We start from the raw sequence: 14,757 nt of genomic DNA on the forward strand, positions 1-14,757 counted from the left end.
ATCCAATAATGAATAAATCCCAACGCCTAGAAGGCGCCGACGGCATTCGCGGGCTGGCTTGCCTCACGGTCCTACTCACCCACGCCGTCAGCATGTTCTTCATCGCTGCTGCAGGCCGGCACTTGGCCGGCACCGGGAAAATTGGTGTATGGCTGTTTTTCGTATTAAGCGCGCTGCTGCTCACCAGGAACTTTCAAAACACCGGGTTCGGCACCGAACGCCTTATTTCCTACGGCGTGGGCCGTGTCCTCAGAATCCTTCCCCTATTCATAATCGCGGTGCTCGTGCACAAGGCCTTCGGCGCCCTGGGGATCGTTGCCTGGTCCGACGTCATGGCCGCTTTGACATTTCAAAAGGGGTATGCCCATCTCTGGACGGTCCCTGTCGAATTCACTTTCTACCTGTGGCTGCCCCTCGTCGCCTATGCCTTTATTCTGGCTCGCAGGCACAGCATTCAGGCAGCGGCCATTCTGCTCATCGCACTAGTGTTGTGCCAGCAAATCGCATGGCCCTACTGGAACACTCCAATCAATGCACTCGGCACCGGCTGGTACGCGTCCAGCTTCACCATCGGTTGTTTCCTCGCCGTCACGTTGAACGACATCCGGCCGCTCATCACGGACAAGATTTCGAACGTTCTGGCGGTCGCGGTCACGCTCGGCCTTGTGCTGGCGGCCCCCGGGTCACGTCATGCGCTGCTTGATGTCCCCCTTGACCTCGCCATCGTCGACAAGTTCGTCTACATCAGCGCGGCATGGGCGGTTTTCATCGTCGCGACCATCGACGGGAAAGGTGTGTTCGGCCGCTTGGTAACGTGGGGTGCCATGCGCAGAATGGGGGCCTGGAGCTATTCCACCTACCTCTTTCATGGACTCGTCCTCGTTGAAATCGCGGACCGGTTCCCCGACAACGTCTATGCCATGCTGGCCGGGATCGTGGCTTCCATCCTGGTGGGCGCCGCTTTCTTCTACGCGATAGAACGCCCAATCGAGCAATACCGCCACCGCATCCAAGCCATCATCGTCAGAGCATGTACCCGAGCGCCTGCATCTTCGGCCTGATGTAGGCTTCGAGCGCCACGTGACCCGCCGCGGTCAGGTGCAACCCATCGGCGAAATGGTCGGGCGTCAGCGGCGCGGTGTATCCCTTGATCGAATGCGCACCCTCCTGCGCGCAGACGTCAGCAAGCAGCCCGCCCCATTCGACGATGTTCCATGCCCCGTCCGCTTTGACGGGCCGGTTGGCGCCGTCTGCACGCCATAGCGGCGTCACGGCGACGACATCCAGCCCGAGGTTCACGGCCGAGCGCACAAGCCAGCGACAGGCGCCCACGAAGGCCGCGCCGCTTACTGTGGGTTCGGCCCAGTCATTCGTCCCGAGCATGAGAATCAAACCTTGGGCGGGATTGGCGCTGGAGACGCGCCTTATCGTGTCGAAGTGGGAAAGCCAGCCAAACCCGGGCCACCCACCGTCGGCGGCCCTGGCGCCAGGTGCGGACAGGTTGTGAATCACCGCGCCTGTGTTTGCGGCGAGTCTCACCGCCATCAGGTCGCAGCACGGTTGCGCGACAGGCCCTGGCGCTTCGTAGACGCTGCATTGAAGGGAATCACCTACGAGAATCCAGCGCGGGCCGAAGCTCATGCCGCCTCCTGCGCTGCCAGCCATTCCAGGTACCGGATGTAGTCGGCGTTGTCGTGGACAGGCGGAATGTACTGCTGCGTGTCCTCTTTAAAAATCGTGCCGTCTTCGAGAATTTGATATTCCATTACATCCTCGCGCTAGCGGTGTAACCGTCAATGGAAACGATGGTCGTGCTGTCGCCGATGGCCCAAACGACCCGCACGCCGTTGGTGTTTGCCTGAACCGAACTGGGCGACACAGTCGGGGCGGTCAGGGTGATGGACGGAGGTGCACGCATGCTGGTCGGGAACGTCAAATTGAGCTGGCGCGAAGTGGAGTTCGAAGAAGGCAGCAGCCCGGTAGCAGTTTCCGTCTTGACGAAGTAGTACCGCTCGCACATTTCCTGCACGGTCGTAATAGGCAGGTTTTCGAACTGTGTGGCCGTTTTCCCGTACTGCAGCTGCACGTTGCTGAATTCGAGCGTTGCGGCGTTTGTCGAAACCATCCGCACAGAGCCGGTGGTGCGCGAGGTTTCCGTGGACAACCAGGTGTTTACCGCACCCTCGAAGTTGGCTCCGCCGCCCAAATCAAACAGGATCTGCAAACCAATCCCGGTACTGCGGCCCCAACTCGCAATGCCGCCCTGATCGATCGGAACCGTGACCATCTTTCGTTCCCATGCTCCCGCGACATTGATCGTGTAGTTCGTCACGTACGACCGGAAGCTCGGCGAACCGCTGTTTTGGAACGCGACGCTGTAGGTGCCGGCAATGGACCCCTTGACGAAGAAACTCAGCGTCATGAAGCCGCCCCACAGCGACCCCAGCGCCAGCGCCAGAAGGTTATAGCCTTCGATAGGCTGCCGGAAGTCGTTTCGGTCCCCGGCGGCCGGCGTGGCGGCTGCATTCGAGGTCACCCGCGCCGTGTACGGCCCGACGCGGCCCTGACCATAATCGGACCCGGCCAGCTGCCGGCTCACCGTCACCGACGCGGTTCCGCTGATGAACGCCCGCCACTGCTCTGCGGTGTAGGGTGCCCCGCTCGCGGCGATGATCGGGCCGACGGAGGTGCCGCTATACCACTGCGAAAACCCGCCGTTCACGACGACGTTCTGGTGCGTGTAAGCCCCGCCGCCGAATCCCAAGGAATAATCGGTGACGTATGCGCTACCGTCCCAGTTGGCCCAGCCCATACCGCTGATGTAGATCGGGCTGCCCACATCGCTCGTGGGCGGCGTCGGATACACGGGCAGCCCCACCGCGGCGCCGGTGCCCGCAATGTCGTCCTGCGTCCACATCAGCACGTCGTCGGCGTCGCGCAGCTCGAATGTGTAGGTCACGCCTTCGGTCAGAAAGACGACGGCCTCACCCAGCGCGTTCAGAATGACGGGGTTGGTATTGGCCGCGCCGCCCGCTGCGTCCTGATAGGTCGCCTGGGGCGTCGTGGTGCCATTGATGTAGGTATACAAGCGCCCGCCGACCAGCGGCCGGCCGTTGATGTCGATGGCGCTGAACCGGGGAGAGACGTAAGATTGCGGCATTGCAAGCCCCAAAAAGGAAAGCCCCTCAACGAGGGGCGAATAAACATGAACTTCGAGGTTTTGATGCAGGCAGCAGCCCCGGCGCTCGGGGTCCTATTCTGGCTGCCAATAATCCGCCTATTTCAGCGACGAGCCCGCCGCAACGCCGCCCGCGATTGGTACCGCAGACAGGTACGGCAGCAAGCGATTACGGAGTTCGGCCGGAAGCTGGGCCGCTTGGCTGGCAGGCTGGCCCGATAGCGCCGCGCTCGCCGCGCGCTCATTCCCATAAGCCCTCATCTGGTCCCGGATGATCCGCAGGAACGGGATCTGACCCACCGGGCCCGACACCTCCGCAAGCAGATTCATTACCGCAGAGCCGGTATTGCTGTTGTTCACGGCTGAACCCGCCGGCTGGGTCGTGATGTACTGGCCCACCCGCCCGACTGCCTCCAGGCGCGCCACCTCTTCCGGCGAGAACAGGGCGGACAGCTTTTCCCTTCCCATGCGCTGCAGCGCGCTCATGTAACGCGACACCGCCATGGGCGTATCGCCTGTGGCATTCGGCCCGAAAGCGGCCGAACGCAGGTACTCAGCCACTTGCGCACGGGCCTGCTGGATGGCCCCCTCGTCGGCAGACAGGACGCGCCCCAACGCGCGCATTTCCTCAGTGCTGGCATTCACCACGTACTTCTGCACGAACTTCTCGGGGTCGGCCCCGTCCAGTGCGGCCTTGAGCGCTGGCGAGCTTTCGATGCGGCCGAAGCGATCGGCGGCAATACCTCGCGCGGCGCTGAAAGCCTGCGCTGCATCCGGGCCGATCTGGCTGCCAGCGTTCGCCAAGTCGTCAACGCTGGCCAGGATGCCAGCTCGCAGTTCGTCCAGCGCGCGGGCCTGCACCCTATTCATCGGGTCGTAATTGCGGTTGATGACACGAATGATGTCCTCGGCATCGCCGACGGTAAGGGCTGCGGTCTGCCGCCCGTCAGCCAACCCGATGCGCTCGAGGCGCTGACGCACGGCGCCTGGCAGAACGTCCGTGCCGAAGTCTGAAAGCACGTCGCCATAGCGCTGGGCCAGCGGCGCGGCCGGGATGTCTGCATTGACGCCCGCCATGCCGCGCGCCGCCGTATAGGCCTCGTCCACCGCGGCGCGTGCCGGCGCGTCGGCCTCCCGAAGCGCGTTCATCAGGCTGTTGCCGGCCGAGAACGGTGTATCGGCTTGGGCCGCACCAATTCGGTCGAATTCAGACGTCAGAAGCCGGTTCTGCTCCGAGAAGCGGTCGGCCAGGGGATTGCGGCCGCCACCCAGGTCGACGCCGCGCATATTGCGCTCTGCGGCAAACTGCATAGGGTCTCGGGTGACTTGCCCACGCGTCGGGGGCACGCCAAGCCTGTCGAAATCGGCGCGGCGCACCAGGGCGGCCGGGTCTGGCACGTCTCCGCTGCGCATTGCCGCCTGCACCTGCTGGCGAACGCCCGCCAGGATGCTCTCGGGGATCTCCGACAGATCGCGGATACCCATCTCCGGCCCCGCCTCCTGAATGGCGCGCAGGATCTGGGCGTCAAGTTCAGCCTGGTTGGCGAACCGTCCGCGCACGCGCTGCGCAATGGCTGCGGCCTGGTTTCCGACGAAGTCCCCCACCCGGGCAGCCACGGGCGACAGCACGGCACCGGCAACAGCACCCCCGAGAGCCTGGCCGCCCTTCGTACCCCAGAAATCATCCTGTGCCCGTTGATTCACCACAGGTTGCAGGGTGGCGCCCGCCGCGCCGGCCGCTGCTCCGCGCCCAGCCAGTTGCAGTAGCGTATTGGCGCCTCCCATGAGTCGCGCGGCGGGGATGTTGGCCGGGCTGACCACGTTGCCCGCCAGGCGCGCCGCGTCGAAGCCGTCACGCCCGGCCAGCTCGCGGGATTCGGCATATTCCTGGTTCGCCGTGCGCACTTGCCGATCGACGTCCGCCACCTGCTCGTCCATGAATCGGCGCGCCGTCTCCCCACCCAGTGCGTCAGGGATCAGGCCGGAGGCTGCGCGCGCGCCGCGCACCAAAAGCTGTGCGCCGGCATCCAACGGGTCACGAACCGCACCCATGAAGGCACCGCCAGCCACACCGCCGCGGCCCTCGCTCGGGGCGGTGACGATTGGGTCTTCCTGCGCCATGAAAATCTTGGGCACGCCGTCGCTGCCAACGGCCTCAGTGGTGCCTGAGCTAGACGGAGCCGCGGCGGGTGCTTGCAGCCCCAGATGCTGGTAGATTTCGGCGTCGGAATACCCCGCCTCGCGCGCACGTTTGATGCGGTCAGCAAAGCCCGAATTCTGCGACAGGTGGCTAATGATGTCAGAGTCGCTATAGCCGGCCTCCTTCGCAGTCTTCACCTTGCTGGAAAAATCCGGGACCGGCGCCGCCTGTGCTGACGGCAGTACGGCCTGGGCCACCCGATCGAGAATTCCCCCCGAGCGCCGCACCAGGTCCGTCGCAGCTATCAGCTTGCGTTCGTAGTCGGGGTCTTCGGCGTAGCCGCCATCCTTGAGCGCCCGGGCGTAGGCCTGCGCGTCGGTGCCGGCGTTCAGCGCGGTCTTGTACCTGCGATTAATCAGCCCGGCGAAGTCCTGGCCGAAGGCGTCGGGCGTGTCATAGGCGCGGTATCGGTCGTTGCTGCCCGTCATGTTGTCCTTTGCCGCCACGCCGCCGCCGGCGAAGTCCTTGATGTTGCCCAGGTTGTTGGTCCCGGGGATGACGCTACGGCCCCATCCGGTTTCCAGGCCCCACTGCCCCAGCAGCACAGAGGGATCGACACCGATAGCCTTGCCAACGGCGGCCGCCTGGGCGCCATAGGTCTGCGCGAACTCTTGAGGGGATGCCATGTCAGTTTCCGAAGATGTCACCGAGAGACGGGCGAGCAGCCGGCGAAGCCGCAGCGGGGGCCGCCGTCCCGCCGCTGACGCCGCGTGCTGCGGCCGGCACTTCGGCAAGCATGAGCTCGGTGGCGCGGCGGCGGTTGGCCGCCTTCTGCGCAATCACCTCAGGGCTGTCGCCGACTGCCGGGAAATACTGCTTTCGCGCGCTGTCGAATTCCGAATCAGCGATGGCTGCGCCGGACTCCCGGCGGAGCACCGCGTTGATGAAATCGCGCTGAGCCTGCTCCACCTGTTGCTGCTGCGTGCTCGGGCGCACCAGCCCGGTCGGATCCGCGTTCACGACCGATCCCAGGGCGCCACCAATGACCGGGATCGACTCGGCGACGCTCTTGACCATTCCAGGCCGGTCGACGCCCTCGGCTGACATTTGCTGGATGATCTTGTCGGCTTCCTGCATGCGGGTACCAAACAGGTTTGCCTTCGCCTGGGTGTCGTTCAGACCCTTGTCCTTGGGAGGCACGGCAGCGCCGCCGGATGTGACCGGCCGCCCTTCGCCGGTGCGCGGGTCCACGATCATCGGACCGTTGGCCGTGTCCAGCACCTGCCCGCGCGGCGCGCGCTCGTCCAGATCCTGCTTGCGCCGCGCCAGGTCAAGCGTCGCCTGCCTGTAATTCATGTCGAACTGATCCATCTGGCTCAGCATCCGGGCCTGGGCTTGCTGCACCCATGCCGGATCATAGCTGGGCGGCAACTGGGAAACGTCGATTCCGTAGCGGGATGCCTCCTGCTTGGCAGCCTGGTAGGTCGACTCGTCGCGGACGCCCTGGAGAAGCCGCCCTTGAAGCTCCATGTTCTGCTTGGCCACCTGCATCCGGCGCACGTCCGCCTGATCGGCACTCGCATCCTGCTGGTTGGCGAGGCCCGCATACTGCAGCGCGGCGCCGGGGGAAGCCTGGGCAATGGCAGGCAGCGCCGTGCGGTTGAATCGGCCATCGGCCCCGAACGTGTCAGGCGAGCGCAGCACGTTGGCCAGCGCGCCCTGCTCTGCCGCTTGGCGCTGCTGCTCGGCCACCTGAGTCTGAGTGGATCGCAGCCGCGCCACGTTGAACAGCGCGTTCACAGGGCTGTCGATCTGCGGGCCGCGGGCCTGCAAGGGAATGCTGGTGTCGAGTTGCATGTCGGGTCTCCTATGCCACCGGGCGCCATGCGCCGTACAGGCTGTTCACGTTCCCCGTTGCCGGGGTGGACGGCGTATAGCCGCCGCCGTAGCCGCTCTGGCTCATGGCGGCATAGTTCATGCCGGCGTTGGCCAACGACCCCAGGCCCTGGTTGATCGCGTTGCTCTGGCCGACCGTCCCGGCTGCCTGCGCGTTCGCGCTCTGCGCCAGGTTGTTACTGACCTGGTTCGCGTAGTTCTGGCTGACGCCAGCGAGGGACGAGGCCGACGCCTGCCCCATGCCAGCAATTGCCGCAAGCCGGTTGAACTGGTTCGTGATGTTCGTGTTGTGCGCGTTGAAGCCGGTGTTGTAGTTCTGCACGTGGCTGTTGAAGCCCGTCAGATAGTCGTTGACGTGCCGGCCGTAGGCGTTGCCGTACTCCTGCGACGCCAGCCCGGAACTGAAGGTCATGGCGTCCTTCAGCGCGCGCCCGGAATTCAGGTTGCCGGTCGCCGCGGCCATGTTCTGGATGGACTCGTTGCCCTGGCCCAACCGGAACTGATAGCCAGGATCGGCCCGGAATTCCGCCTCGGTGAGCGGCGTGTAGGCCTCATACGGCTTGTATGCCTGATACGCCTGCATGAGGCTGCCGTAGTTGGGGTCAGCAGCCCGGGCCGCCTGGTCTTGCTGCTGCTGGGCAAGACGAGCTTGCACCGCTGCATTCAGGCCTGCTTCGTCCACCGCTTCAGGAGTGGATCCGGTCGGTTCGGCGTACACCCACTGCTTACTCGTGCCGCCTGCGTCGCCGCCCTGGATGTACTCGAGCTGGTAGCCCCATCGCTGAGCTTGCGGGTCATAGCCCCACGTCGCATTGCTGTAGCCGCGAGCGTTGGCCCCGCGCATACCATTCTGCGCGAGCGCCTCTTCGACAGTCGGCGGACGGCCTGTGTTTGCGCCGGTCGTGTATTGCCCGCGCAGCTCGTTCCGGATTTCCTGCTCGGTCTGGGCCCGTCCGCTCGCGCTCGTGCCGGTGCCGAGGCCAAGCCGATACAGAAGCGCGTTCAGCCCCGCGTTGCCCGCGTCCAGGTACGGCTGAAAGTTCGCCGTGTTCTGCTCGTACTGTTCCCGCTGGAGCTGGTTGGCGTCGGCGGCGGCTTGGCTTTGGGCGTCCGCAGCCTTACCGGCCGCGCTGGACGACATGGCGCTGCCAGCCACCCCCGCAACGGCGGTGCCTACCCCTACTGCTGCTGCAACCATGTCATTCTCCCAAATACATGCTGTAAGTCTTTTCGACTGGCTCGAAGCCCAGCCGCTCGAATAGCGGGCTGATGTCCATGTGCACCTTCGTGCCCACGAACCAGCGCTGCACGCCCCGGCGCTTCAATTCGGCCTTGACCGCATTGAGCAGGATCACGCCACCGCGCCCGCCGCGCTTGTCCTTGCGCAGGAACAGGATGTCCATGTGGCAGGTCAGGCAGGTCTGGTAATGCAGGCCCGGCGCCACGAAGCCCACGAAGTACCCGACCAGCTCGCCGGCGTCGCGCAGGGTGACGAAGATGACTTCGCCGCGCGCGTCGCGCTGCAGATAGACGTGGTACTGCGGATCCAGCGGCACCTTGTCCTTGTTCAAAGCCAGCTCTTCCCAGTGCAGCGGGAAAAGCGGCTTGAGGTCTTCCAGGCGCTCGGTCAGGTTTTCAACGTGGGCCGTGAGCATGGCTTACCTCGACGTGCGGATATCGACCACCATGCTGATGCGGTCGTCGTTGCTGTTGTTGAACACTTCGTGCTCCAGCTTGTTGTTGAACCAGAACACGTCACCCGTGACCATGTTGAACGCCTCGGCCTTCTCGCCCTCGAAGTCGCCGCACAGAATGACGGCCCCCGGGTTGCCCTGGAGAACGATGTGAAACCGCGTGTAGTAGTTGGCGTGCTCCGGGGTGTCCGCATGGCGGAAGATCCGGCCGCCGGGCTTGATCTTGTTGATGATGACGCGGCCCAGGCGCTCGCCGCCCACGCGCGCCATCAGGCCCATGACGAGCGGGCGCGCCTCGTGCAGGATCTTGTAGGCCGGCTGGTCGACGCTTTCGTGCTGGTCATGCCCGGGAAGCCGGTTTTCCTTGTAGGCCTGAATTTCCTCGTCGGTCAGGCCGGTGGCGATCACCGGGAAGCGCAGCATGATGGCTTCGGTCTCGCCGAACGGGCCTTGCGGGTAATGGCGCAGAAACGTGTCTTCTTGCCACAGCTCCGGGCGGCGCTTGATCGCCAGCACGAGCGGGTTGACGTCCTGGTTGCGGGTCAGGATATGAAAGTGTTCCATGGGGCCTCGTGGTTATCGCGACACGGAGGTGATCGTGGGCGCGACGGTGTAGGTGATGACGACTTGGTCGCCAGGGTTCAGGGGAATGAGTTGGTTTGCACCCAAGGTCAGCGTGCTGGTGCCGCGTTTGAACGCGATCGACGAAACGGTGCCGCCTGTGACGTGCAGCGACTCGCGTGACGTGGCCGCGTAGGTCATTGGCGAGCCCGTGGCGGCCACAACGACCGGCTCCTGGGTGTGGGCATAGGCATCAGCGATTTCGCGCGCCAGCGCCCGCATAAAGGCCAGCGTCTGCGTCGACTGGACGATCTGCCCGTTCTGCTGGGAGGCAAAAGTGGCCGAACTCTGTAGCAGCTCGAGCGGCATCAGTCGTCCCCCAGGTAAGCGCCCAGCACCACCGCCTTGACCGGGTCGGTAACGCTCAGCTCATAGACGACCTGCCGGCCATTGCCGGGGCGGTTGAATCTGGCGCCATAGTCGTACTGGCCGATGCGACCCATCGACACCGTGCGGCGCGGGCCCCAGGTGTGGCCGCCGTCCTTGGACTTGCGCATCATCATGCGGGGCTTCTGGCCCTGGCCCAGACTTGTTCCGACGCCCGCTTCGATGTGGACCACCAGCGCGCCCATGGCCAAGTCGTTCATCTTCTCGACGATGGTCTGGGCCGCGCGCACGCGCAAGATCGCTTCGCCGTCGTCGGTATAGTTGTCGGGGTCCAGCTCATACAGCCGGCCGCGCTCCCAGTCCCCGACGATGTGCTTGCCCATGAACAGGGCGTGGCAGTTCGCCCGGTGCCGGGTGAGCTCACCGGTGGACGGAATCATGTAGCCGCGCTCGTGCCACTGCTGCGAGGCCACGTCGTAGTCCCAGGTCGCCATGGCCGTGGGGAACGTCAGCTGGTAGAAAAGGTGGCCGCGCTGCTGGTAGGAAAAGCCGATGGCGTCGTCGATCCGCGCGTACTGGGAAATGGCTGTTTCCATGCCATGCGTCGACACCCGAGTCGGAGCCGAGCCGCCCCGCGACTGCCAGACGACGCCCTGCCCCTCCATGCCGCGGCCCAGCCACATGACGCTGTTGTCGATGTTGACCGGGCTGAAGGCGGCGGCGCAGCCTTGCTGGATGGCGCTGTTCTGGCTGGGAGAGAATCCGCCGGCGTCGGCCACCAGGAGCTGCGTGGTGGTCTCGCCAAAGACGTAGAGCTGTTGCTGGTCAGGCAGGTGCGCGACGATATTGTCCGGTGACGCGTCGGTGCTGGCAAAGTCCAGGCCGTTCCAGTCGCGCACATCGCCGATCTTGGACCAGGACATGGACTGCGACTGCGGCGCTTCGACCAGGAACCGGTTGCGCAGGTAGGAAATCTGGCGCGCGCCGGTGGGGAATTGGGGGTCGGTGATCGTGCCAAACGTCGAGCTGGGCAGGTCGTAGTAGTAGCCGAGGACGCCATCCACCAGTGCAAGCTGGGTTTCGTTGATCGCCAACGACACAGGGCCGGTGGACGTCGCCAACGATCCGACGAGCGTTGCGACCCAGCCGGATGTCACGCGGAACAGCTTGCCGCCGGACACCACCCAGAGTTCGCCCTTGAAAACGGCCATGCCGCGGATGGGCGCCGGCGCGTTGGGCATTTCCAGAACTCGCGTGAGGCCAGGGCAAGGCAGCAGCGCGGCGGGCACAGCGGCGCCCTCGCCGCCAATCTCGATGAACCAGTTCATGCATCGCTGCGCGCTGAGGTTCAGGCTGGCAGCCTGGTAGGCCGGGCCCACGACAGGAATGGGTGTCCTCAAGGCAGTACTCCCCAGTTACCGGGGCCGAAGGGCCAGCGCCACCCATAATCATTGCCCCAGGGCACCGTACGCTCAGGCATGCCGTAGCCCAGGAACCAGCCGAAGGCCAGCGTGGTGCTGATTCCGTCCACCGTGCCGCGTAGGGTGTACCAGTTGCGCCAGACCAGGCCGCCGGGGATCGTGAAAGGCGTGCCCACAGGCACCGTGCCGTCAAACGGACCGACAGTGCTGATCGCGAGGTCGGTAACCAGCAGCGGGTCGATTGGGTCCTCGTCCGTGTCCTTGCGAAACACCTTGACGGTCAGGGTGATGAGGTCGCCTTCATACACCTGCAGGTCGCGGCGCTTGGCGCCGTCCAGCGCTACCGAGATTTCCATCAGAAATACTCCGCCCGGGTGGTCCCGGCGTTGGGCAGCGCCACCGCCGATTCAATCTCACGCATGCCGGCGGCCCACATGGTGGCGTCCGGCACGCGCTGGAATTCAGGGGCGGCCAGAAACGCGGCCATGAGCACGTACGATTCCTGCGCGAAGTCCGGAACAGCGTTCAGCGTCCAACGCAGCAGGCCGCGCGTGCGCAGCGCCGCATGCACCGCATCCAGCTTTTCGTTGACCAGCTCGATGTCGTCGGCTTCCGGCGTTTCTCCGGCACCCAGCACAGTGAGCTTGCGCAGGACCCGCGGGCCCAGGTCGCGTTTCGTGGCCGTTTGCATATCAGGCCGCCTCGTACAGTGCGACCAGGTCGGCCTTCTTGGCGTCGGCGGGGTACTCGATGCCGCGCGCGTCGAGGGCTTCCTTCAGCTCGGCCACCGTGCGCGGGTGGTCGTCGCCGTCGTCATCCTGGTGCTGGGCAGCGTGAGCATTGAAGTGGCTGTTTTCGGCCAGCTTGCGGAACGCCGGGGTGTCGGGCACCTCGACAGGCTTGCCCAACGGGAAGATGTAATCGCCGAAGACCAGGTCGTCGCGCTTCTCGCCGGGATTGGCCGGGTCACCGGTAAAGGTGAGCTTGATCGTTTCCATGTCGTTCTCCTGGCGGGCCGACCGAAGCCGGCCCGCTTTGGGGTTACGTGTTGAGGGGGACGACCAGGACGTAACCAGCGATGAAGCCGCTGGCGCTCGTGACGGCGGTGCCGGTCACGATGTCGATGGTGTCGTTCGTGGGCAGGACCAGGGGCGCGGCGGTGGCGGCGCTCGAGCGGATCACGGCGCCGGTAGCAGCGGCGGCGAAGTAGTCCGGGTCAGCGCCATAACCGACGTTGAAGGTCGCGGTGCTGACGCCGCTGGTGACCAGCATCACGTCGAGCACCACCGAGCCGGCCTGGATGACCGGCGACTGGATCACGGTGCCGACGGGGACGGCGGCCGAGAAGTCGTAGCGAAACGGGATCGCCTTGACCGATTGGCCATCGCCCACGCCGGGCATGACGTCGCGCGGCTTGGTATCGCCCACACGGGCGGCATTGACAGTTGCCATGAAAATCTCCTTGGTAGGGACGAAAAAAAACGCCCCTTGGGCGCTTCGTTTCGTCTCAGGTCGTGATGTGGGTTAGGCGTCCGGCACGGCGGCCGTGATGACCGTCACAATGCCGTTCTGCACCAGGTTGTCAGTGTCCGTGGCGCCCTTGCCGAACATCAGCTTCTCGATGCCGCGCATTTCCTGGATGCCGACCCCATGGCGGAAGCCATAGTCGCGCACGTCCGTGGTCGACTTCGTGCGCTGCGCCCAGCCCAGGCCAAGCGCGCCGGCTCCGCACAGGAAGTTGAAGCCGACATCGATACTGCCAGCGCCCACGCCCGGAATTGAACCGATTTCCGGGATCTCGCGGATGATGACGCCATCCCACACCAGGTCACCGCCGGTGAACAGCGGGTTGGTGCGCACGTTGCGCTCGCGCGCGTCGCGGTTCGCCTGGGTCATTTCCGGGGCGTTCTGCAGGTCGCGGAACGACAGGGAGTTCGCGAACATCACGAACCATTCCTGGTCCTCGGTCGTACGCGTCGGAGTGATCGCCGGGGAGGCGGTCTGGGCCATGCGCTTGGCCAGACTGATGACCTGGGGGGTCAGCTTGTCGGCCGTATTGTCAATGTTCGCCAGGGAGGCGGACCAGTCATTGCCGGCGTTGTTCGACTTGGCCGCGCCGAACAGCACACGATCGGCGTTGTTGGCCAGGAAGGCGTCCTTCTCGGCTTCCGTGGCCTGCTCATAGGGGATCATGATGCCGGCGGCGTTGGGGATCGACTCGAACGCCGTATTGATCGCGTCCCGCAACGTATCCAGCGACCAGCCTTTCAGAGCGCTACGACCGGCGTTTCGCAGATCGATCGCGGACTTTTGCTCGTCCCATTCGGTCATCACGACCGCATTGCGATGCGGCATGACGCGCACGGCCATCGACCGGGCGTCGAGTTCGGCCTCGTTGCCTTCGAGCACCGTGTTGCCCTTGACGCCGCCGCCGATTTTGCGGACCGCGGCAAAAGTGATCCGGTCACCGCGCTTGCGGGTCAAATCCTCCTTCACCATGAAGATCGAATCTTCTTCGGTCCCCATGTAGCGCATATAGCGGTTGGCGCGCAGGTATTCCTTGAAGAACTTGTCGTCCCAGATTTGCGGGGTAAGCCCCGGACGTGCAGTGGTCTCAGCCATTTACGGCTCCTTTACTTTTTGAACAGGTCATCGAACGGCGTCGGCCCGGTGTATGCGTCCGCAGAGCGGCCCGCGGCGGATCGGGCGGAGGCCAGGGAGGTGGGCAAAGCTGCCGTGGGCGCAGGGGCTGCGGCCGGCTGGGCGGATTGGGGCTGCGCTTGGAGTTCCGTCAGGAGTTCCTGCCGGACGCGCTCGCGGTACGCCGCGGGGTCGTCGCCGATTTCCTGCATGGCAAGCAAGCGCGTGCCCTGCTGGTAGACGAATTCCCAGGGATGCCGCTGCTGCATCAGTTCCGCGCGCATGGCGGGGTTCTTCTGAGCTGCGGCTTCCCAAGCTGCCATCTTCTCGTCCATGTCGGGATGGTCCTTGCGGGCCAGCAGTTCGGACGTGTTGAAACGCTCGTTGATGGCAAACTCTTGCGGCGACATTTCGCGCTGCTGGTCGGGCTGTTGCTGCTGGGGCGCGGGCTGCGCCTTCAGGTGCTTCAGCTCTTCCTCGTAGCGAATAGCCTTTTCCTTCCAGTCCTGCCGTTGCTTACGCTCGGCTTCAAGCGCGGCGAGAGGGACGTTCTTGTCACTTCCAGGGGATGGCGGCTCCCCGGTGCCTGAGTCGGCGGCTGCCGGCTCCTGCGGTTCGCCCTTCGGTGCTTCCTGCTCGGCTGCCTGCGGCTCCGGCTCCCGTGCGGGCTCCGGCGCGGCCTGCGGCTCTGCGGGTTGCTTTCCGTCGAAAATGGCTTCGAAATCCTGTTCACTCATTGCGCTCTTCCTTCACGCCCGATTCAGCCCGGCGGCAGCTTTAACGCCCGAAATCCCCGGCGGCGGAATAAAAAAGCCGCCCGAAGGCGGCTGTTGAACTGGG

17 protein-coding genes are annotated in these 14,757 nt (G+C 64.8%); 1 reads left to right on the plus strand and 16 read right to left on the minus strand.

Annotated features, from left to right (window positions below):
• Window positions 1-8 precede the first annotated feature (8 nt).
• Window positions 9-1,061, plus strand: coding sequence for an acyltransferase family protein (locus AC6LJW_RS09365; RefSeq protein ID WP_498087045.1), 1,053 nt, complete (start codon window positions 9-11; stop codon window positions 1,059-1,061).
• Here AC6LJW_RS09365 and AC6LJW_RS09370 read toward each other — a convergent pair.
• From AC6LJW_RS09370 to AC6LJW_RS09445, 16 genes are all read right to left on the minus strand, one after another.
• A complete protein-coding gene (locus AC6LJW_RS09370; RefSeq protein WP_498087047.1) occupies window positions 1,024-1,641 on the minus strand; it encodes an SGNH/GDSL hydrolase family protein in 618 nt (205 codons plus the stop codon). The two genes, AC6LJW_RS09365 and AC6LJW_RS09370, sit on opposite strands and share 38 nt — an antisense overlap.
• Complete coding sequence (locus AC6LJW_RS09375; RefSeq protein ID WP_498087048.1) at window positions 1,638-1,766, minus strand: hypothetical protein; 129 nt, start codon at window positions 1,764-1,766, stop codon at window positions 1,638-1,640. The genes AC6LJW_RS09370 and AC6LJW_RS09375 overlap by 4 nt, the downstream gene beginning before the upstream one ends.
• Window positions 1,766-3,160 carry a hypothetical protein gene (locus AC6LJW_RS09380; RefSeq protein WP_498087049.1) on the minus strand — a complete coding sequence of 465 codons (1,395 nt, stop codon included), beginning with the start codon at window positions 3,158-3,160 and terminating at the stop codon, window positions 1,766-1,768. Before AC6LJW_RS09380 ends, AC6LJW_RS09375 begins: the two co-directional genes overlap by 1 nt.
• A gap of 117 nt (window positions 3,161-3,277) precedes the next feature.
• Complete coding sequence (locus AC6LJW_RS09385; RefSeq protein WP_498087051.1) at window positions 3,278-6,004, minus strand: glucosaminidase domain-containing protein; 2,727 nt, start codon at window positions 6,002-6,004, stop codon at window positions 3,278-3,280.
• A 1-nt stretch (window position 6,005) separates the two neighbouring features.
• Window positions 6,006-7,175 carry a hypothetical protein gene (locus AC6LJW_RS09390; protein ID WP_498087052.1) on the minus strand — a complete coding sequence of 390 codons (1,170 nt, stop codon included), beginning with the start codon at window positions 7,173-7,175 and terminating at the stop codon, window positions 6,006-6,008.
• Window positions 7,176-7,185: 10 nt separating this feature from the next.
• On the minus strand, window positions 7,186-8,412 hold the full coding sequence (locus tag AC6LJW_RS09395; protein WP_498087053.1) for a hypothetical protein: 1,227 nt from the start codon (window positions 8,410-8,412) through the stop codon (window positions 7,186-7,188).
• A 1-nt stretch (window position 8,413) separates the two neighbouring features.
• A complete protein-coding gene (locus AC6LJW_RS09400) occupies window positions 8,414-8,869 on the minus strand; it encodes a GNAT family N-acetyltransferase (RefSeq protein ID WP_498087054.1) in 456 nt (151 codons plus the stop codon).
• A gap of 3 nt (window positions 8,870-8,872) precedes the next feature.
• Window positions 8,873-9,472, minus strand: coding sequence for an aspartyl/asparaginyl beta-hydroxylase domain-containing protein (locus AC6LJW_RS09405; RefSeq protein ID WP_498087056.1), 600 nt, complete (start codon window positions 9,470-9,472; stop codon window positions 8,873-8,875).
• Between the two features lie 12 nt (window positions 9,473-9,484).
• Entirely contained in the window at window positions 9,485-9,838 is a 354-nt protein-coding gene (locus AC6LJW_RS09410) for a hypothetical protein (protein ID WP_498087057.1), read from the minus strand.
• Complete coding sequence (locus AC6LJW_RS09415) at window positions 9,838-11,256, minus strand: packaged DNA stabilization protein (RefSeq protein ID WP_498087058.1); 1,419 nt, start codon at window positions 11,254-11,256, stop codon at window positions 9,838-9,840. The genes AC6LJW_RS09410 and AC6LJW_RS09415 overlap by 1 nt, the downstream gene beginning before the upstream one ends.
• Window positions 11,253-11,633, minus strand: coding sequence for a hypothetical protein (locus AC6LJW_RS09420; RefSeq protein WP_498087059.1), 381 nt, complete (start codon window positions 11,631-11,633; stop codon window positions 11,253-11,255). Before AC6LJW_RS09420 ends, AC6LJW_RS09415 begins: the two co-directional genes overlap by 4 nt.
• Window positions 11,633-11,968: a hypothetical protein gene (locus AC6LJW_RS09425; protein WP_498087060.1), complete on the minus strand. Its 336-nt coding sequence runs from the start codon at window positions 11,966-11,968 to the stop codon at window positions 11,633-11,635. The genes AC6LJW_RS09420 and AC6LJW_RS09425 overlap by 1 nt, the downstream gene beginning before the upstream one ends.
• Window position 11,969: 1 nt before the next feature.
• The gene (locus tag AC6LJW_RS09430) at window positions 11,970-12,275 is read right to left on the minus strand and encodes a HeH/LEM domain-containing protein (RefSeq protein ID WP_498087062.1); all 306 of its coding nucleotides are present in this window, start codon (window positions 12,273-12,275) and stop codon (window positions 11,970-11,972) included.
• Window positions 12,276-12,318: 43 nt separating this feature from the next.
• A complete protein-coding gene (locus AC6LJW_RS09435; RefSeq protein WP_498087063.1) occupies window positions 12,319-12,729 on the minus strand; it encodes a hypothetical protein in 411 nt (136 codons plus the stop codon).
• A 72-nt stretch (window positions 12,730-12,801) separates the two neighbouring features.
• Window positions 12,802-13,899 (minus strand): phage capsid family protein, encoded by a 1,098-nt coding sequence (locus tag AC6LJW_RS09440; RefSeq protein WP_498087064.1) that lies wholly within the window; start codon window positions 13,897-13,899, stop codon window positions 12,802-12,804.
• Window positions 13,900-13,910: 11 nt separating this feature from the next.
• On the minus strand, window positions 13,911-14,654 hold the full coding sequence (locus AC6LJW_RS09445) for a hypothetical protein (protein WP_498087066.1): 744 nt from the start codon (window positions 14,652-14,654) through the stop codon (window positions 13,911-13,913).
• Between the last annotated feature and the right edge of the window lie 103 nt (window positions 14,655-14,757).

This window comes from Achromobacter sp. 1012554356, from assembly GCF_059760815.1.